This is a genomic window from Bacillus sp. FSL K6-1000, from assembly GCF_038630785.1.
GTDB lineage: Bacteria > Bacillota > Bacilli > Bacillales > Bacillaceae > Bacillus > Bacillus safensis.
This window is the reverse complement of record NZ_CP152042.1, coordinates 1,562,687-1,581,578: the sequence shown is the minus strand read 5'-3', so window position 1 is coordinate 1,581,578 and position 18,892 is coordinate 1,562,687. Positions and strand designations below refer to the sequence as shown.

General features: G+C 40.7%; 24 protein-coding genes. All 24 read right to left on the bottom strand.

Annotated elements, in window-relative coordinates; all coding sequences use genetic code 11:
- Window positions 1-15: 15 nt before the first annotated feature.
- On the bottom strand, window positions 16-1,104 hold the full coding sequence (gene flhB / locus MHI46_RS08050) for a flagellar biosynthesis protein FlhB (RefSeq protein ID WP_039178554.1): 1,089 nt from the start codon (window positions 1,102-1,104) through the stop codon (window positions 16-18).
- On the bottom strand, window positions 1,101-1,880 hold the full coding sequence (gene fliR / locus MHI46_RS08045) for a flagellar biosynthetic protein FliR (protein ID WP_024426982.1): 780 nt from the start codon (window positions 1,878-1,880) through the stop codon (window positions 1,101-1,103). Before fliR ends, flhB begins: the two co-directional genes overlap by 4 nt.
- 6 nt (window positions 1,881-1,886) lie before the next feature.
- A complete protein-coding gene (fliQ, locus tag MHI46_RS08040; protein WP_003211206.1) occupies window positions 1,887-2,156 on the bottom strand; it encodes a flagellar biosynthesis protein FliQ in 270 nt (89 codons plus the stop codon).
- A 16-nt stretch (window positions 2,157-2,172) separates the two neighbouring features.
- Window positions 2,173-2,838: a flagellar type III secretion system pore protein FliP gene (gene fliP / locus MHI46_RS08035; protein ID WP_008354479.1), complete on the bottom strand. Its 666-nt coding sequence runs from the start codon at window positions 2,836-2,838 to the stop codon at window positions 2,173-2,175.
- A complete protein-coding gene (gene fliZ / locus MHI46_RS08030; protein WP_039178546.1) occupies window positions 2,831-3,490 on the bottom strand; it encodes a flagella biosynthesis regulatory protein FliZ in 660 nt (219 codons plus the stop codon). The genes fliP and fliZ overlap by 8 nt, the downstream gene beginning before the upstream one ends.
- A gap of 18 nt (window positions 3,491-3,508) precedes the next feature.
- Window positions 3,509-3,871, bottom strand: a complete 363-nt coding sequence (locus tag MHI46_RS08025) for a response regulator (RefSeq protein WP_007499584.1) — start codon at window positions 3,869-3,871, stop codon at window positions 3,509-3,511.
- Between the two features lie 27 nt (window positions 3,872-3,898).
- Complete coding sequence (gene fliY / locus MHI46_RS08020) at window positions 3,899-5,017, bottom strand: flagellar motor switch phosphatase FliY (RefSeq protein ID WP_342503213.1); 1,119 nt, start codon at window positions 5,015-5,017, stop codon at window positions 3,899-3,901.
- On the bottom strand, window positions 5,007-6,005 hold the full coding sequence (gene fliM / locus MHI46_RS08015) for a flagellar motor switch protein FliM (RefSeq protein ID WP_024424167.1): 999 nt from the start codon (window positions 6,003-6,005) through the stop codon (window positions 5,007-5,009). Before fliM ends, fliY begins: the two co-directional genes overlap by 11 nt.
- A gap of 32 nt (window positions 6,006-6,037) precedes the next feature.
- The gene (fliL, locus tag MHI46_RS08010) at window positions 6,038-6,466 is read right to left on the bottom strand and encodes a flagellar basal body-associated protein FliL (RefSeq protein WP_024424168.1); all 429 of its coding nucleotides are present in this window, start codon (window positions 6,464-6,466) and stop codon (window positions 6,038-6,040) included.
- Window positions 6,463-6,678, bottom strand: coding sequence for a flagellar FlbD family protein (locus MHI46_RS08005; protein ID WP_008344794.1), 216 nt, complete (start codon window positions 6,676-6,678; stop codon window positions 6,463-6,465). Before MHI46_RS08005 ends, fliL begins: the two co-directional genes overlap by 4 nt.
- 37 nt (window positions 6,679-6,715) lie before the next feature.
- Complete coding sequence (gene flgG, locus MHI46_RS08000) at window positions 6,716-7,510, bottom strand: flagellar basal body rod protein FlgG (protein ID WP_039178534.1); 795 nt, start codon at window positions 7,508-7,510, stop codon at window positions 6,716-6,718.
- A gap of 17 nt (window positions 7,511-7,527) precedes the next feature.
- The gene (gene flgD / locus MHI46_RS07995) at window positions 7,528-7,974 is read right to left on the bottom strand and encodes a flagellar hook assembly protein FlgD (protein WP_039178531.1); all 447 of its coding nucleotides are present in this window, start codon (window positions 7,972-7,974) and stop codon (window positions 7,528-7,530) included.
- Window positions 7,974-9,302 (bottom strand): flagellar hook-length control protein FliK, encoded by a 1,329-nt coding sequence (locus MHI46_RS07990; RefSeq protein ID WP_251180745.1) that lies wholly within the window; start codon window positions 9,300-9,302, stop codon window positions 7,974-7,976. Before MHI46_RS07990 ends, flgD begins: the two co-directional genes overlap by 1 nt.
- On the bottom strand, window positions 9,303-10,004 hold the full coding sequence (locus MHI46_RS07985; protein WP_342503212.1) for a MotE family protein: 702 nt from the start codon (window positions 10,002-10,004) through the stop codon (window positions 9,303-9,305).
- A gap of 12 nt (window positions 10,005-10,016) precedes the next feature.
- Window positions 10,017-10,460 (bottom strand): flagellar export protein FliJ, encoded by a 444-nt coding sequence (gene fliJ / locus MHI46_RS07980; RefSeq protein WP_024424173.1) that lies wholly within the window; start codon window positions 10,458-10,460, stop codon window positions 10,017-10,019.
- 8 nt (window positions 10,461-10,468) lie between these two features.
- Window positions 10,469-11,785, bottom strand: coding sequence for a flagellar protein export ATPase FliI (fliI, locus tag MHI46_RS07975; protein ID WP_047202160.1), 1,317 nt, complete (start codon window positions 11,783-11,785; stop codon window positions 10,469-10,471).
- Window positions 11,782-12,546 carry a flagellar assembly protein FliH gene (fliH, locus tag MHI46_RS07970; RefSeq protein WP_039178522.1) on the bottom strand — a complete coding sequence of 255 codons (765 nt, stop codon included), beginning with the start codon at window positions 12,544-12,546 and terminating at the stop codon, window positions 11,782-11,784. The genes fliI and fliH overlap by 4 nt, the downstream gene beginning before the upstream one ends.
- Entirely contained in the window at window positions 12,539-13,555 is a 1,017-nt protein-coding gene (gene fliG / locus MHI46_RS07965; RefSeq protein ID WP_039178520.1) for a flagellar motor switch protein FliG, read from the bottom strand. The genes fliH and fliG overlap by 8 nt, the downstream gene beginning before the upstream one ends.
- An 11-nt stretch (window positions 13,556-13,566) precedes the next feature.
- Window positions 13,567-15,159: a flagellar basal-body MS-ring/collar protein FliF gene (gene fliF, locus MHI46_RS07960; RefSeq protein ID WP_039178517.1), complete on the bottom strand. Its 1,593-nt coding sequence runs from the start codon at window positions 15,157-15,159 to the stop codon at window positions 13,567-13,569.
- Window positions 15,160-15,208: 49 nt separating this feature from the next.
- Window positions 15,209-15,526: a flagellar hook-basal body complex protein FliE gene (gene fliE / locus MHI46_RS07955; protein ID WP_039178515.1), complete on the bottom strand. Its 318-nt coding sequence runs from the start codon at window positions 15,524-15,526 to the stop codon at window positions 15,209-15,211.
- A gap of 11 nt (window positions 15,527-15,537) precedes the next feature.
- A complete protein-coding gene (flgC, locus tag MHI46_RS07950; protein WP_024424179.1) occupies window positions 15,538-15,990 on the bottom strand; it encodes a flagellar basal body rod protein FlgC in 453 nt (150 codons plus the stop codon).
- Window positions 15,990-16,379, bottom strand: coding sequence for a flagellar basal body rod protein FlgB (gene flgB, locus MHI46_RS07945; RefSeq protein WP_039178512.1), 390 nt, complete (start codon window positions 16,377-16,379; stop codon window positions 15,990-15,992). The genes flgC and flgB overlap by 1 nt, the downstream gene beginning before the upstream one ends.
- Before the next feature lie 287 nt (window positions 16,380-16,666).
- Window positions 16,667-17,446 (bottom strand): GTP-sensing pleiotropic transcriptional regulator CodY, encoded by a 780-nt coding sequence (gene codY / locus MHI46_RS07940; RefSeq protein WP_007499612.1) that lies wholly within the window; start codon window positions 17,444-17,446, stop codon window positions 16,667-16,669.
- Window positions 17,447-17,480: 34 nt separating this feature from the next.
- Entirely contained in the window at window positions 17,481-18,881 is a 1,401-nt protein-coding gene (gene hslU, locus MHI46_RS07935; RefSeq protein ID WP_039178511.1) for an HslU--HslV peptidase ATPase subunit, read from the bottom strand.
- Window positions 18,882-18,892 lie beyond the last annotated feature (11 nt).

Sequence of the window (18,892 nt, the reverse complement as noted above, 5' to 3'; positions counted from 1 at the left end):
TTTAAAACCAAAAATTCATAAAATCTTTTGTTTCGTTTTATAGACGTAAGCTAAAATTTCTGCGATAGCCTTAAAGTATTCTTCTGGCACCGCTTGGTCGATGTCGACCTGATCATAGAGCGCGCGGGCAAGCGGCCTGTTCTCTACAGTCATGACATCATGTTCTTTCGCAATCGTTCTAATTTTCAAAGCCAAAATATCCGTTCCCTTTGCTACAACATAGGGCGCGTCCATTTTTTCTTCGTCATACTTTAAAGCAATGGCATAGTGGGTTGGGTTTGTAATGATGACGTCCGCTTTTGGGACTTCCTGCATCATCCGTCTCATGGCCATTTCCCGCTGACGCTGTTTAATCTTTGATTTGATGAGCGGGTCACCCTCTGATTTTTTATACTCATCTTTGATGTCTTGTTTGGACATCCGCAAGTTTTTTTCATAATCAAATTTCTGATACATATAATCAAGCCCTGCCAAGATCAGAAGAGCACCAGCAGCATACAGCCCCATAATCAAGGTCATATTTGCGACGAAATGAAGGGTTTCCTCTGCTGTTAATAAAGGAAGCCGCAGAATTTCATCAAAGTGCATCCAAAGAGCAATAAATGTCGCAAAGCCAACAAAGCCAATTTTCAAAATGGATTTTAATAGCTCTACGAGGGCTCGAATACTGTATATTCGTTTAAATCCTTTGATTGGGTCAAGCTTTTCTAATTTCGGTTGAATCACTTCTGTCGAAAAGAGAAAGCCGACTTGTAAATAGTTACTGAGAACGCCTGCCAGCATACCAACACCAAGGATTGGCATAAGGAGGATCCCTGTTTCCTGAAGCAATTCCAAGAATAATTGATGAATATTAGATGTGCTAACCTTCATTAGCATAGTTGTTGAATAAAAACGTTCAATGAGCGCGATAATCCGCTCTTTCATAAAAGGCCCAATAAAAAAGAATGATAAAAAGATTAATAGAAATGAGATGGCTGTATTGACGTCGGTACTTTTGGCAACCTGTCCTTTTTTACGTGAATCCCGTCTTTTTTTCGGCGTTGCTTTTTCTGTTTTTTCACCTGCGAAAAATTGCAAGTCTAGTCTAAGCCTTGTCATCATGACGAACCACCGACCAATGCTAAGAAATTCCTCATGGTGAGTACAATCGTTTCAAATGTATTTTGGACAACACCGAAGATGACGCCCATACAGATGATGATCATAATAAAACTCACACCCATTTTAATAGGAAGTCCGACCACAAAAACGTTCATTTGCGGAACTGTACGTGCCACAATCCCCAGTGCCAAATCGACTAAAAACAGACTTGCCACTACAGGTGCCGAGATTTGAAAGGCAATGATAAACATTTGGTTGAAGCTCTTTGCGATAAAGTAAGCAAAGGATTCACTGCCGAAATTCAGCGCGTATTGATCAACTGCAATGTATTGAAAGCTGTAATAGATTCCATCAAGCAGCAGGTGATGTGCGTTTGTTGCCAGCATCAACAGCAGTGTGACCGTATAAAAAAACTGTCCCATCAGCGGCGTCTGCGCCCCTGTTTGCGGATCGATAATATTGGCAATCGCAAAACCCATTTGAAAATCAATGAATGAGCCGGCAATTTGAACAGCGGACACCATGATGTATGCAATCAGCCCAAGCAGCAGACCGACCATTGCTTCTTTCACCGCAAGCATCATATAAAGACCGTCGATGTCAAGTGCTGGCGGTTCTTTTATGGTGCTAAAACTAATGACAGCTAAAAACAGTGAGAATCCAACTCTGTGTACAGCTGGGATCGTTCTATGCGCTAAAAGCGGTACTGTCACAAAAAAAGCGGTGATCCGAATAAAAACTAAAAGAAAAGCAGGGAATAATTCTATGATTGACATCTCTGCTTAACCTGCAAATCGATCTAAATTCGAGAACAGTTCTGTCGTAAAAGACACAATTGTTGAAAGCATCCATGGACCAAACACAACGAGTCCAATGAGTACTGCAACAATCTTAGGAATAAACGCAAGCGTCTGTTCTTGAATTTGGGTTGTCGCCTGAAACACACTGACAATCAGTCCCACAATGAGTGCGAGCGCTAGAAGCGGCCCACTCACAAGCAATACTACATACACTGATCTTTCAGCCATCGTAATGACAAATTCTGAACTCATGTTTTAAGCACCTACTCTAAAAGCTTTGCAGCAAAGATTTAACTATCAAATACCATCCATCGACTAAAACAAATAACAATATTTTGAAAGGGAGTGATATCATAACCGGCGGAAGCATCATCATCCCCATTGACATCAGAACACTTGCGACCACCATGTCAATAATTAAAAATGGAATAAAGATCATAAAACCAATTTGAAATGCCGTCTTTAATTCTGAGATGGCAAAAGCGGGAACCATCGCCGTTAATGGAATATCTTTAATCGATTCAGGTGTATCCATTTTTGCGTAGCTAAGAAATAAAGCCAAATCTTTCTGTCTTGTATGTTTACTCATAAACTCTTTAATAGGCACTTCGGCTTTTTCATATGCCTGATTTAACGTGATGTCATCATTTAAAAGCGGCGTGAGCGCCTCTTTATTAATCTGTGAGAACGTGGGTGCCATGATAAAAAATGTGAGAAACAAAGCAAGTCCAACAAGCACTTGGTTTGGCGGCATTGAGTTGGTTGCAAGTGATGTTCTGACAAATGAAAGAACAATCACAATCCGTGTAAAACACGTCATTAAAATGAGAATGCCCGGTGCAACCGAAAATACAGTTAAAAGTAATAGAAGACGGACAGATGTGCTAATATTTCCTGCACCGCTGGAATTAAATAAATCGATAAACTCATTCATTTTGTTTCGGGCCTTTCTTTCTGACTTCTGATTGGGTCTTTTTCAATTCGGCTAGCTGCGCCTTTAAATTGGCTGAAAAAGAAGAAGTGGTCGGCTGATCATGTTTCTTTACCTGCGAGGTGAATTTTTGAACCATTTTTGGTAAATCGGTCTTACTCTCCATCGCTTCTTCATATTGTTTTACGATTGCTTCACATTCTTGTTCATCATCAATTTCTTTTAGCAGCTGGATTGAATCTGCTACGCCGACAACTAATACTCGTTTGCCCACCTTGATCAGCTGGACTGAACGGTTTTGTCCGACTGTCGTTCCGCCAATATTTTCAACATAGCGAAATGGTTTGAGTAAGCGGTTTTGCTTACCAACAAATCTCACCAATCCATAAATAAGCAGGATGACAAATAGTAAGGCACCAATCATTTTGACAAAATCCATAATGGAGACAGAAGAAGAGGGAACTTCTTCTGCCGGATTCGTTTGATTGTCAGTGGTTTTCTTCTCTGTATCCTTTTTGCTTTCTTTCTCATCTTTGAGCCAGTCATTCACTGTGCCATTCTCAGGATCTTTCGTTTCAGCAAACAGTGAGGCAGGCTGCATCGTCAAGAAAAGCATAAAACTGATCATTGCTATACATATCAAACGTTTTTTCAACAAATCTTACACCCTTTTTTAGCCTAACGTTTTATTAATTGCTTCAAGTACACGGTCTGCCTGGAATGGCTTCACGATAAAGTCTTTTGCGCCTGCTTGGATCGCGTCAATAACCATTGACTGCTGTCCCATTGCAGAACACATGATGATTTTTGCAGAAGCATCGATTTGTTTAATTTCTTTTAGTGCAGTGATTCCGTCCATTTCTGGCATTGTGATATCCATTGTGACAAGATCAGGAGATGTTTCTTTGTATTTTTCAACTGCTTGTGCGCCGTTTTCTGCTTCTCCTACTACATCAAATCCGTTTTTTACAAGAATATCCTTGATCATCATTCTCATGAATGCTGCATCATCTACGATTAATACCTTAGTAGCCATTTACTTATTCTCTCCCTGTATGTTTGTTTATTTTAAATTAGAAAGTCTTTCTGACTGGCTTAGAATGTCAGTCACACGAACACCAAAGTTCTCATCAATGACAACGACTTCCCCTTTGGCGACGATTCGTTTGTTAACTAGAATGTCTACTGGCTCACCAGCAAGTTTGTCCAGTTCAATGATACTTCCAGCTGAAAGCTCAAGAACTTCTTTCACACTGCGCTGAGTTCTTCCAAGTTCCACCGTAATGGAAAGCGGAATGTCCATCAGCATATCAAGATTTCCAAGCTGGCTTGTTGTATGCTGAGGCTCACTGAACGCTTCAAATTCGACTGGCGCCACATTTACAGGTGCTGCCGGCTTCGCCTGTCTTTTCGGCGGTGCTGCTTGCTGCACTGGGGCAGACTGCGTTTGCGGTGCTGCCGGCTGAGGTTCAGGTGTGCTCACTTGAGCTTCTTGAACAGGCTCTTCTTCTTGCGCAGGGACTGTTAATTCTGCGATTAAATCCTTCGCAAATGTAATAGGATAAAGCTGCATAATATTTGAATCGATCAGTTCACCTATTGTTAATCTGAAGGATACTTTGACAAGCATTTCTTCAGCTGGAATGCGGTCTGTCCCTTCTCCTTCTTTCACATCAAGTAATTCGACGCGCGGCGGAGAAATATCAATCTTTTTATTAAAGACTGTCGACATAGACGTCGCAGCAGAACCCATCATTTGGTTCATCGCTTCTTGCACTGCACTTAAATGAATTTCGCTTAAAGAAGGGTCAGCATTTGTGCCGTCTCCGCCCATCATTAAGTCCGCAATGACTGCTGCATCTGTTTGCTGGATAACAAGCAGGTTACTTGCGCTGAAGCCCTCTGTATAATTCACTTCAATAGCGACATACGGATGAGGAAATTCCTCATTCAGCTTACTTTTTTGAATTACTGTAACCGTTGGAGTTGTAATCTCCACTTTTTGATTTAATAGGGTTGAAAGTGCTGTTGCAGAGCTGCCAAATGAAATATTACCGATTTCTCCAATGGCATCTTGCTCCATTGCAGAAAGGATTGTATCAGGCTCTATATCGTCATTGCTGCCTCCTTTAAGGAGCGCATCGATTTCGTCTTGTGATAATTTACTTCCGTTATTCTCCATCTTCTTCACCTCTTATGTCGTGATCTAGAATTTGAATCGCCTGTTTCCGATTCACGCGGCCGGCCTGTCCCAAGAATTTCGGTTTATTTCCGACCATAACAGTAAGAGGCGCATTTACTGGTTTGTCCAAGGCAATACAATCACCAATTTCCAAATTCAAAAACTCTTCCACCGTCATTTCCGATTGTCCCAGCTCTGCGACTACCGGTATTTTTGCCTTCATAATCCGTTTTTCAATGGCCTTTGTCTCTTGCTGTTTTGGTTCATTTCGTTCAGACTGCATCCAGTAGTGTACAGACAGCTTCGGAATAATAGGCTCTAATACAACGTGAGGAATACAAAGGTTAATAACCCCGCTTACCTCGCCAATTTGTGTATTAAGCGAAATGACGACAACTGTTTCGTTTGGTGACACCATTTGAACAAACTGGGGATTTACCTCGAAATCTGCCATTTCAGGCTCGATGTCGGTTATGGACTGCCACGCTTCTCTGTAATTTTCCAAAGCTCCCTCAAACATGTTTGAGATAATCTTTGTTTCAATTTCTGTAAGTGATTCTGTCTTATTATGACTAATGCCAATCCCGCCCATCAGCCTGTCCATCATCGCATAGCCGATTGTTGGGTTTACTTCAAGCATGATCCTTCCTTCAAGCGGGCTGACATAAAATAAGTTTAATAATGTCATATTAGGAATCGAACGAATAAATTCTTCGTATGGTACTTGGTCAACCGAGCTGACAGTAATTTGAATATATGATCTTAGCTGCGCTGAAAAATGCGTGGTGAGCAGTCTAGCGAAGTTATCGTGAATCCTTGTTAAACTTCGAATCTGGTCTTTTGAAAAGCGCAGTGCACGTTTAAAGTCATACACTTTCACTTTTTTCGTCGTTTCTTCTTTTTTCAGCTCTTCTGCATCCATTTCGCCTGTTGAGATGGCGGATAATAATGCGTCGATCTCATTCTGGGAAAGCACTTCTCCTGACATTTCTTCACCTCCGTCGCGTTAATTAATCGCCTCTATTGCAGATTAAAGGAGGTTATATATACTTCTTTCACCTTGCCATCTTGCAAATAGTTATTCACTTTGTTTTTGACTTGTGTTTTAAAATGTTCTCTGCCTTTTTTGCCATCAAGTTCATCTGCATTCGTGTCTGATAAAATGTCGATTACAGCATCTTTTACTTGGAAACTTCTTTTCTCAAGCTCTGATTTTGCCTTTTCAGAGTCCGTTTCAATATTCAGGACAAGTTTGACAGCATTTCCTTCAGATTTTAAATTGGTGATAATCTCAGGAATTTCAACAGAAGCTTTTACGACTTCATCTGCTGTTGGCTCTTTTTCAGCTTTTGCTTCGTCTGACCCATTCAGCAGAAAAAAGATGCCTGCTCCAATTCCGACGATGGCAATAATCATGATTAGCATTACTACGACTAATTTCTTCTTCATTCAAATTCCTCTATTCCTTGATTCAATGAAATGACTTGGATTTTTCTGTAGAAAGAAATGATTTTCTCTTGAAGCTGCTCTTCATCTTCTTTCACAACGAATTTCTTTCCATTGGCCAAAGTAATGGTCGTGTCTGGAAAACTTTCGATTTGCTCGATATGGAGAGCGTTCAGCATAAATCCTTTGCCATTTAATCTTGTCACTTCAATCATATTAAGCAGAGAAGCGATCATCCGCTCCCCCTACCTCCTATCGTTTCAGATTCACAAGCTCTTGCAGAATTTCATCAGAAGTTGTGATCGTCTTTGCATTCGATTGGAATCCGCGCTGCGCGATAATCATTTCGGTAAACTCGTCTGTTAAATCAACGTTTGACATTTCAAGTTTCCCTGTTTGAAGTTCACCTGTTCCTTGAGTTCCAGGAGCGATGGCATTACTTGGTGCACCGGAACTGAGCGTTTGGCGATATAGGTTATCCCCAATCTTATCTAATCCTCCTGCATTACTGAATGACACAAGTGATATTTGCCCAACAGTACGAGAAACGTTGTTCTCAACAACAGAAACGGTCCCATCTGGCCCAACACTGACACTTGACACATTGTCGCTTGGAATGTTGATTCTTTGTCCATCCATGCCAAGTAGATAGTTTCCATCAGGTGTTGCCAAATCCCCATTTGAATCAGGTTTGAAGTTCCCTGTTCTTGTAAATAGGATTTCACCTTGCTTTTGAATACGGAAAAATCCATCTCCATTAATATAGAAATCATATGGTTCGTCTGTATTTTGAGAAGAGCCTGGTTTCATGATTTTATCAATAGAAGATAAAGATGATCCTAAACCAACTTGTTTTGAGTTGATCGAACCAGAATTGTTCGTCGGTCCACCTGAGCTTGAAATGGTTTGACTGACCATATCTTTAAACGTGATACGGCTTTTTTTGTATCCGTGTGTATTGACGTTGGCTACGTTATTGGCTACCACATCTAATTTTGTTTGGAAGTTTTTCATTCCGCTAATTCCTGAGTAAAGTGAGCGTAACATTTATTTTCCTCCTCGAATTACTTCGTTTTTTCTCCAACTGCTGTAACGTCCCAAGGGCTGATTTTCGTTCCATCTTCCAAAATAAGCAAGTATTCATTGTCTATGTTTTTAACAGACTTCACAGTGCCCGATATCTCTTTATCATCCAGCTTGCCCGATACTTCTTTACCAATCCAGCCTACATACGTCGTAAACGGATCTTGGTGTGCAACAAATGTAGACATGAGCTGATTCAGCTTAGTGATCGAATCGTTCATATTGGTTTGCTGTTCTAAAGATGAAAAAGTGGCAAGCTGCGTGACAAACTCACGGTCATCAAGCGGATTTGTCGGATCTTGGTTTTGAAGCTGTGTGAGCAAAATTTTCAAGAATTGATCTTTGCCGAGCGTATCTGTTTTCTTTTCTGCTTTTGAAGAAGTGTCTGTTTGTGCGGCTGTTCTATTCGTAGCATCAACTGTTGCCATTAAATCTCCTCCTCTTCTTCATCTGACCCAACAAGAGCATCCAGAACATCTTGGAATTCTGCTTCCTGTTCATCAGTCTGCTGGAAATTTTGTCCTTTTGGCTGCTGCTGCTTGTTTTCTTCACTAAACTGTCCAAATAACGGCTGCTCATTTGATTGAAGCGGTATATGGAAACGGTCCACTTGAACCGACATATTCGGAAGCGCCTGCTTGAGCTGCGGAAGGTGATGCTCTAACAGCTCTTTTGCTGCTTGCGTCGAGGCAGTAATTTTACTCGCATACATACCGTTTTGTTTCGTTAGCTGAATGGTAATAAATCCAAGATTTTCAGGATTTAATCGAACGGTAAACCGTCCGCTTGAATTGCCAAACGGCGTGAATTTCATTTGCTTCCACGTGTTTAGAATTTGCTGATCAACTGTTCCTGGCTTTTCATCAGTCGTTTGTGTCTGCTGAACAGGAGCCGCTGACTGCAGATGGAAAAACTGCTTATGACCTGGCAGAAGCGAGTGGGTCATTATTTTTTCAGAAGCTGGCGCAGCAGTGCTTTGTCCTTTCACGACTTCTTTTTTGATGAGCCACTCAAGAGATGCATTCCCTTTTGCCGGAGAAGCGAGAGTAGATTCTTGTTTTGGAGAGACCAGTTCCTTCAACTCTCCTAATGAAATTTTCCACTCTTTGTCAGATCCTTTCGCACTCGCCATCATATGATCGATTAACTGATTAAAGTGCTTTAGCTCACTTTGAGTCATCGAATTCAGTTTTGGTGCTGAACCCTGCGAGAAGAACTGCTCTTTTACTTGCTGAATGAGTTTCTCATCTACCCCGTTTTTCGAAAGAAAGTCGATGAAGTCTTGACCTTTTCCTTCAATATCCTGTACAAGTTTCGCATCAAAGCTGAGCGGCTGTTGATTGAGCAATTGATAGATGAAAAAGTGGACTTGTATGAGTTGTTCACTATGTTCAGAACCTGGCTTTTCAGCTTGATCACCGTACATGGAAGATTCCATTTTTTGAAATAATTCTTCAAGTGACTTGAGATCAGTTGCTTCAAGTGTTTGACCTTGTAGTGTTTGAAGCGCACTTAGTAGGTCTTCGCTCATTCCTTCTTCAGGTGATTGCATCCATTTTTCAATGATCTGCATCGCATCATTGATAGAAAGAGAGGCAGAAGCGGCTGTCTCAGCATCAACAGGACCGCTTTGGGCACCTGCTCCGCTAAGTAATTGTTTAAACAAACCGCTGGCAGTTGCCGCGCCGCCGCCTCCCTTTAGTCCCGAGAGACCTTGAGAAGATTGCTGTAAGGCTGCAATATCCAATAGCTTCACTTATTGTCCACCCCCATTTTCACGTTCTTCTTTTTTGGCAAGCTCTTTTGTAAACGTTGCTGCCTTCTGAGGTGTCAATTTTGCTAAAATGTCTGTCAGTTTATTTTTGCTCAGCTCTTCAAGGATTTTTAATGCCTCTTTATCACTTAGTTCTGATAAAATTTTGGCGGATTTCCCTGGGTCCATGCTTTCATAAATGCTGGCGATCTTTCCTTTTGTCTGCTGATTAGAGGATGCCGCTGCATCAGAGGACTCTTCTGCCGAGTTATTACCTGACGTATTATTTGATGAGCTGTTATTCGATGAACTGTCATTGGCTGACGTATTCTTTGCATCATTTTCAGATGTTTTTTCAAGTGAGTTGATTTTTTGATTCAGTCTTTTAATCTCTTCATCACTTGTTTTCAAATCTTTTTGTGCAATTTCGAGCTCATTTTTTTGCTCTTTAATGGTCTTTTTCAGTTCTTTCAACTCTGCATCGTTTTGATCATTAGGTGAAGATGACGTTTTTGAGGTGTCATCTGAACCAACTAAGCTGCTGATCACCGGAATGTTTTGGAGCGGTTTCTTTAGATCAAAACCTGCCATATAAAGGATCGTGCCAGTGACAATCACAAGCACAATCAATGGGATGATGACAATAAACAAGATCCATTGAAATTTCCCGCCGCCTGATTCCTTCGTTTTTTCCTTCTTAGGCATTCATCTCGACTCCTAATGTCCTTGAAACATGAATTGGCTGATAGAGATATCATCCATTTCTTTCATTTCAATTGCCTTATGTTCAAGGGAAAACTTTTCAAATTGCTTTTCTTTCATTTTTTCAAACTTTTTAAACTCAATGTTTTTTTCAGTTAAATCAGATTGTTTTTCATTCATTTGATGACGTTTCATGATCACAAGCTGCTGATAATGCTGAATGGTGTTATCTAAGTTGGTCACAAATTGCTGGTAATGACGCATTTCTTGAACACTCATTCCACTTCTCAGCTTTTCTTCTTTGCTTTTTTCCATTAGCTCTTTTTTACTCATATTTTCATAGAGTTTTTCAGCGACTTGCTCAAATGCCGAAACGGATTGTTGGTACGCTGCAAGTGACTTGTCTTTTTCACTTTCTTTCAGTTCTAAGAGCTTTTGAAATTTGTATTGATATCTCACTGTTTTTGTCAATCCTCTCTATTCATCAAACTGAGCAATAAACTCACACTGTCTTCAATAGATACAGCCTCATCTACATCCTGCTTCAAAAATGAAATCAGATGAGGGTAAGCCTGCATGGCCTCATCAATATCTTTGGAGGAGCCTTTTTTATATGCTCCTATATTAATGAGGTCTTCAGCGTTTTGATAAGTGGATAAAAGCTGGCGGAACCGGTTAGCCGCTTCCTTGTGATCATGACTTGCGATATTGCTCATGACACGGCTGATACTTTTCAAAATATTAACAGCGGGAAATTGTCCTTTGTTGGCTAAAGCACGATCAAGGACAATGTGGCCATCCAGGATCCCCCTCACTGTATCAGCGATCGGTTCATTCATATCGTCCCCATCAACAAGAACTGTGTAAAACGCTGTGATCGAACCAAGCTGATTTGTCCCAGTTCGTTCGAGCAATTTTGGCAGTATAGCGAACACTGATGGTGTATATCCTTTTGTTGTTGGCGGCTCGCCAGTTGCAAGACCTATTTCCCTTTGCGCCATGGCAACCCTCGTAACAGAATCCATCATGAACATGACATTTTTGCCTCTGTCTCTGAAATATTCCGCAATGGCTGTTGCAGTATAGGCAGCTTTCAGTCTCGTCAGTGCAGGCTGGTCAGAAGTTGCGACGACAACAATTGATCGCTTCAGTCCTTCAGCACCTAAATCCTTTTCAATAAACTCACGAACTTCACGGCCACGCTCTCCAACAAGGGCAATGACATTGAGGTCTGCTTCTGTCTGCTTTGCAATCATCCCCATTAAGGTACTTTTTCCAACACCACTTCCGGCAAAAATCCCGATCCTTTGACCAGTGCCAACTGTGAGCAAACTATCAATGACTCTAACGCCGACACCCATCTTTTCTCGAATAGGCGGTCTGTCCATCGGATTTGGGGGTGATTGATCTGTCGAAACAGGTGCAAGTCCCTTTGGAAGCATACTGCCATCAAGCGGATCACCGAAGGCATCAACGACTTCACCTATTAATCCAGTCCCTACTTTGACCTTCAGCGACTCACCCGTCGCTTCCACAAGACTTCCTGGTGAAATATTGGATGCTTCTACATAAGGCATGAGCAGAATGTTTTCATCTCTAAACCCTACGACCTCTGCTTTTATCGGATGGTGCTTGCTCCCTTTTTTATGAATGAGACACACGTCACCGATCGAACTCTCCGGCCCCTTAGATTCAATCATCAGCCCAACCACTCGGTTGACTTTTCCAAATCGTTTATAAGGATCAGCGGTTTCAATCGTTTCTTTTAACACATCCATTTTCATTTGTGATCACCTGAATCAATGACTTCTAATAATTTTTCTTTCAGCTGATTCAATTGGGTATCAACACTCGCTTCCACTTTTCCAAAACTTGTTTCTACGTAACAAGTTCCTTTTGGCGCTTTTTCATCCGAGTAAATGGCAAGATGTGTATCCTTTTGAAGGATTCTAATCAATTCGTCTTTATATTCCATCACATGCTCGTAATGTTCAGGGTCAACATAGATGGAAATATCGTCATATTCTTTCACTTCTGAAATGACCTGCTTCACAAGAGCCAAAAATTGATCTTTCGTCTCCTCAGCTGCATTCCAAACGCGTTTAGCGAGTTCAAAAGCAAGTTCCACAATTTGCTCAGCAGAGCTTTCAATTTTTTCTTCGTAGTCCTGCCTTGCAAGACCGGCGATGTCATTTGCTTGATCAAGAATAGCTTGGTACTGCAAATTTGCATCTGCTTCGCCCTTTTGAAAGCCGTCTTGATAACCTGCTTGTTTCGCTTCTTCAATGAGCTGTATTCTTTCTTCTTCAAAATCAGTTCTGCGCTGATTGATTTCAGCCATTGTTTTTTCCAGCTCACTGTTTGCTTGGTCTAAGATGCGGCTCGCCTGATCTTCTGCATCACTAAGTACAAGCTGCGATGCTTCGGTTTCATTGACAAGCTCTTCTTCGTGATGTTCTCTTTTAAACTCCACTTGCTGTAAAGGAATCGTTTGCCGTCCTTGTTCAGGAATAACAGATGTTTCATGTTTGATAATCCTAGACAATGATATCGTCTCCTCCGCCTCGAGCTATGACGATTTCTCCAGCTTCCTCAAGTCGTCTTACGATGCTGACAATACGGGTTTGTGCTTCCTCGACATCTCTAAGCCGGACAGGCCCCATAAACTCCATTTCTTCTTTGAATGTTTCGACCATCCGCTGTGACATGTTGCGGAAGACAATTTCTTTGACCTCTTCGCTTGCCACTTTGAGTGCGAGCAATAAGTCATCATTTTCAACATCTCTGATGACGCGCTGAATCGCTCTGCTGTCAAGAGTGACAATATCTTCAAAGACAAACATACGTTTCTTAATTTCATCAGCAAGTTCAGGATCTTGAATTTCAAGTGTGTCTAAAATGGTCTTCTCCGTAGCACGGTCTACACCATTTAGCACTTCCACAACCGCTTCGACTCCGCCTGTTTGCGTGTAGTCCTGCGTAAAGGTTGAAGACAGCTTTTGTTCAAGAATGCGTTCCACCTCATTGATGATCTCTGGAGATGTGCGGTCCATTAAGGCAATACGTCTTGCAACCTCAGTTTGTACTTCCTCGCCTAATTCAGATAAAATTTGCCCAGCCTGCACTGGATCCAGGTAGGAAAGGATGAGCGCAATCGTTTGTGGATGCTCATGCTGGATAAAGTTTAAAATTTGTTCTGGTTCAGCCTTTCGAGCAAAATCAAATGGTTTTACTTGAAGAGAGGATGTTAACCGGTTTAAGATGCTGTCCGCTTTGTCCTCACCAAGCGCTTTTTCAAGCACTTGTCTTGCGTACATAAGACCGCCCTGCGATATGTAGTCCTGCGCGATGGCAATGCTGTGAAACTCTTCGATGATTTCATCTTTTTTAGCAGTATCTACACTTCGTACATTGGAAATTTCTAATGTTAATTTTTCTATTTCGTCTTCAGACAGATGTTTGTATACAGATGCTGACACGTCTAGCCCTAAGGAAATCATTAGGATTGCTGCTTTTTGTCTGCCTGTTAGTCGATTTGGATCTTTTCTCGACATGTGTATTCCTCCTAATCCTCGGACAGCCAGCTGCGTAGCAATTTAGCAAAGTCTTCTGGTTTTTCTTTTGCCATTTTTTCAAGCTGATTTTTTCTCACCATTTCTTCTGTTTCTGGTTCAGTGTCGATATCAGGAACATCGATTGGTGTACGTTCATCAAACTCAAACTCTTCTTCCTCATCTCTTCTACGCTTACGTACAAGAAGAATGATAAGAGCGATAATTGCAAGTAGGAGCACACCGCCTACAATATAAACCCAGATTGGAATATTGTTTGAAGGGTTATCTGCCGCAGTTTGCTGTTTACCGTCTAATTTTGATACAGATAAAACGATTTTGTTATCTAAGTCTGCTTGAGTGAGCGCTTGACCATTTGTGTATTCTTTATCAATCGATGTGCTAATGATCGTTGAAAGAATCTTTTTGATATCATCTTGTCTTTCAGCTGTTAAAGAGTTTGCATCGTTTGCAGTTGGTGGTTCGACCAACGCTTGAATGCCAACATCTCTAATTTTATAAGGGCTTTCTTTGATATCTTTATGAATGCGGTTGACTTCATAATTGATACGATCTTCACTCTTTTCGTAATCTCCGCTTCCATTCGCTCCATCGGCACCTTGATAATTTGTGACATCATCGTCACCTGTTCCAGCGGTGCCTCCAGCTGCTGCTCCATTGCCTGAATATGTTTCAGCAATCTTTTCAGCGCTGACAGCAATCCCCTGCATGTTTTCTTTATCAACAGGTTCTACAAGGTCTTCTTTTCTTTTTTCTTCAGTAAAATCAATGTCTGTTGTGACCGATACAGCCACTTTATCTTGACCCATCATTGTTCCGAGCAGCTGCTGAATTTTTCTTTGAAGATTCTTTTCGATTTCCTCTTTTTTCTGCTGCTGTGCATCCATTCCACTTGCATAAGAATCGGAACTGGTGTTTAAGTCGTAGTAGTTGGAATCTTGGTCCATAATGACAATGTTTTCTGTTTTTAAATTCGGCACACTTTTTGAAATAAGATGATAAAGGCCTTTTACTTGCTGCGGCGTAAGCGTGTAGCCAGGCTCAACTTGCAGCACAATGGATGCTGATGCATTACTTTGCTCTTCTCCAACAAAAACGGAATCTTTTGGCAGGTTAATCATCACTTTTGAATCTTTAATCCCATCAATTGTATTGATCAGATTGGATAGTTCTGTCTGAGTTGCGTCTACTTTCAGAACATCAAATTCATTATCTGTTAAACCGAAGCCTGAATTGTTTGCAAAGAAGGAATAATCAATGTTGCCTGTCTTAGGAAGCCCTTCAGATGCGAGTGTTACTTTTAAAGAGTCTGCTTGCTTTTCTGGAACGAGAATCGTTGTTCCATTGTTTGCAAGTTCCGATTTAACGTTTTTGCCATCTAGTTCCTGTTTGATTTGTCCAGCTTCTGCCTCAGACAAGTCTCTAAAGAGCGGAACCATTTTTTCAGAAGAAGCAAAGATGCTAACAACCGTAATAATGATTGCTAGGGCAGCAACGCCGCCAATCATGAGTATTTTTTGTAATTTTGATCGATTTCGCCAAAACTCAACTGTTTTTGTTCTTAATTGCATTAAAGTACGATTCATCTTAACCCCCGGTCATTCCATTCAGTCTTTTTTTGTCCACCAGCACCTCCTACATCTGCATTCTCATAATCTCTTGGTACGCTTCGACTGCTTTATTTCGAAACTCTGTCGCAGCTGTGAGTGTGACACTCGCTTTCTGCGAGGCAATCATGACTTCATCGAGATTGACATCTTTTCCTTGTGCAAGCGCATTTGTATACTGGTCTGATTTCAGCTGTGATTGATTTAATGCCTCAATGGAATTCTTCAGCACATCAGAGAAATTCGTTTGACTTTTAGGTGCAGCCGCCTGCAAGGACGATGCATTCGTCAATTCACTTGCTTGCTGAGCGGTTTGAAGCTGGAAAGGAGATATTGCATTAACCAATTCTTTTCACCTTACTTTCCTATTTCTAAAGCTTTCATCAGCATGCTTTTGTTCGCATTTAGAGCAGTCACGTTTGCTTCATATGATCTTGAGCTGCTGATGAGGTCGACCATTTCTTTTAATGGATCGACATTTGGTGTTTGAACATATCCATTTTCATTGGCATCGGGATTTGTAGGATCATATTGAAGGTTGAATGGAGTTTCGTCTTCTGTAATCTTTGTTACTTTGACGCCGTTTCCTAATTTGCCGCTCGAATTCATACTTGAGTTCAATATAGATGAAAATGATTCACCTGACGGCTGTAATGTGACAAGTTTACGTCTATAAGGCTCCCAGTTGCCATCAACCTGTTTAGCTCTTGTTGTATCCATATTTGCAAGGTTTGAGGATACAACGTCCATTCTGAGCCTCTGTGCCGTTAATGCTGAGGCCGAAGCGTTCACTCCTGAAAAAATCGACATCACTTACCTCCTGTCAAAACTGTTTTAAGAGAATTAAATTTCCCGCTCATTCTTTCCACCAAAGCATTATACTGAATTTGGTTTTTAGCGAGTTCACTCATCTCTTGATCAATATCGACATTATTTCCGTTTTCTTGATATGAAGTACGGTTACTAGAAACAACTGAATAATTAGACCCTGTTTTCGAAAAATCAATGTGACCTTGGTATGTTTTTTTAGCATCTAATTTGTTCGATGCATCATTTAGCATGTCATGGAATGCGACGTTTTTCGACTTGTAGTTCGGTGTGTCTATATTCGCGATATTATTGCTTATGACTTTTTGCTTAACATTCGCTCTGCCCAAGGCATTCTCAAGGTTGCTTATCGTTCCAGAAAATATATCCAAAACCATATACCTCCAATCATATGTATTTCATTCCATTTAATCATGTCGAGATTTGTAAAACCATATGTTCATTGTAAGAAATAATAGGATTAAAGTCTATGATGTATATGTAAAAAAAACTCGTAATATATATCTATTTTACGAATAGGTATAAAGGCCTAGATTCAAAGCACTACAGATTTGTAAGGGGTTTCTTGGAAAAAAGAGTGACATTTTTCGGACAAATCCTCATTTTTTCACATAAAAAACCCTTTTCAGCATTTATTTCGGCCAAAAAGGGTTTTTGATTAATGAGATTTTAAATTTTCGAGTTCAATTAAAAATTTGTTGTTTAACACTTTGATGTACGTTCCCTTCATTCCAAGAGAACGAGATTCGATTACGCCTGCACTTTCTAACTTACGTAAGGCGTTTACGATCACTGAACGAGTGATCCCTACACGGTCTGCAATTTTACTTGCGACAAGAAGACCTTCGTTTCCATCAAGCTCTTCAAAAATGTGCTCAATCGCTTCAAGCTCACTGTATGATAGAGAGCTAATCGCCATTTGGACAACCGCTTTACTTCTTGCTTCTTCTTCGATTTCCTCTGCTTTCTCGCGAAGAATCTCCATTCCAACAACTGTTGCCCCGTATTCAGCAAGAATTAAATCATCATCTGTGAATGTATCTTGTAAGCGGGACAGGATTAACGTACCTAAACGATCTCCTCCGCCGATAATTGGAACAATTGTTGTTAAACCTGATTGGAATAAGTCACGGTTCTCAATCGGGAAAGCTGTATATTCACTGTTAATATCAAGGTTTGAAGACGTTTCTGGGACATTGAATAGACTCTTTGTATATTCTTCAGGGAACTGACGATCTTCAAGCATTTTTTTCATACGTGCATTTTCGATCTGTTGATTAATGGAGTAACCAAGAAGCTTTCCCCTTCTGCTTAATACGAAAATGTTTGAATCAATGACATCTCTCAGTGTTTCTGCCATTTCTTTGAAATTAACTGGTTTCCCCGCTGCATCTTGCAGCATTGAGTTAATAATCCTTGTTTTTTGTAGTAACGCCATAATAATGATCCTCCTAGATTACTTTATTCATTTGTTAAAGTATAAATTGACTTAAATCTTTGTTATTTGCAATCTTTCCTAGCTTCTCTTCGACATACTGAGGGGTAATGGTCACTGTCTCCATCGTAATATCAGGCGCCTCAAATGAAAGCTCTTCAAGCAGCTTCTCAAGTATGGTATGAAGCCTTCTTGCACCGATGTTATCTGTCTCCTGATTGACATGATAAGCCACTTCGGCAATCTTATGAATAGCATCGTCAGAAAATTCAAGAGATATACCTTCTGTTTCAAGTAAAGCTTTATATTGCTTTAATAATGCATTATCTGGTTCCGTTAAGATTTTCACAAAGTCTTCTATACTTAATTTATCTAATTCTACACGAATTGGGAAGCGCCCCTGAAGCTCGGGAATCAAATCTGATGGCTTTGCCATATGAAATGCACCTGCTGCAACAAAAAGCACATGATCAGTTTTAACGGCACCATATTTCGTCATCACAGTTGAACCTTCTACAATCGGTAAAATATCACGCTGAACCCCTTCACGAGAAACATCTGCAGATGATGCACCGCCGCTTTTGGCGATTTTGTCGATTTCATCGATAAAAATAATTCCTTGCTGCTCTGCTTTGTAGACCGCTTCCTGACTGACTTCATCCATATCAATCAGTTTTGAAGCTTCCTCAGCCGTTAACGCCTTTCTTGCTTCTCTGACAGTCAGCTTTCTGCGTTTTTTCTTTTTAGGCATGAGATTGCCGAGCGCATCCTGCATGTTCATACCCATTTGCTCCATACCCGAGCCTTGAAGCATATCAAACATGGAAGGCTGCTGTTCTTCTACTTCGATCGTGACGTAATGATCTTCAAGTTCTCCCATCGCCAGCTGATGAGCAATTCGCTTTCTTGTCGATTCGAGTTCCACTTCTTCATTTGAATGATCTCGATCACGGTCATCTTCATCTGAACCGCCAAACAGCATCTCAAAAGGATTTTTTACAGACTGGCTTTTTTTCTTACCAGGAACAAGTAAATGAACTAGACGTTTATTTGCTTGTTTTTCTGCTTCATCTTGAACATCTTTCATTTTTTCTTCTTTGACGAGTCTAATCGCTGTTTCAACTAAATCTCTCACCATTGACTCTACGTCACGGCCAACATAACCCACTTCAGTAAATTTCGTCGCTTCCACTTTAATAAAAGGCGCACCAGAAATTCGAGCAATTCTTCGGGCAATTTCTGTTTTCCCCACACCTGTAGGGCCGATCATTAAAATATTTTTAGGAACGACTTCATCCTTTAGCTTATCATGTAAAAGACTTCTTCTGTAACGGTTTCTTAAAGCCACCGCCACTGCTTTTTTCGCATCAAGCTGACCAATGATGTATTGATCGAGCTTTTCAACTATCTCTCTTGGGGTGAACGGCTTTTTCTCCATACGTCTCATGT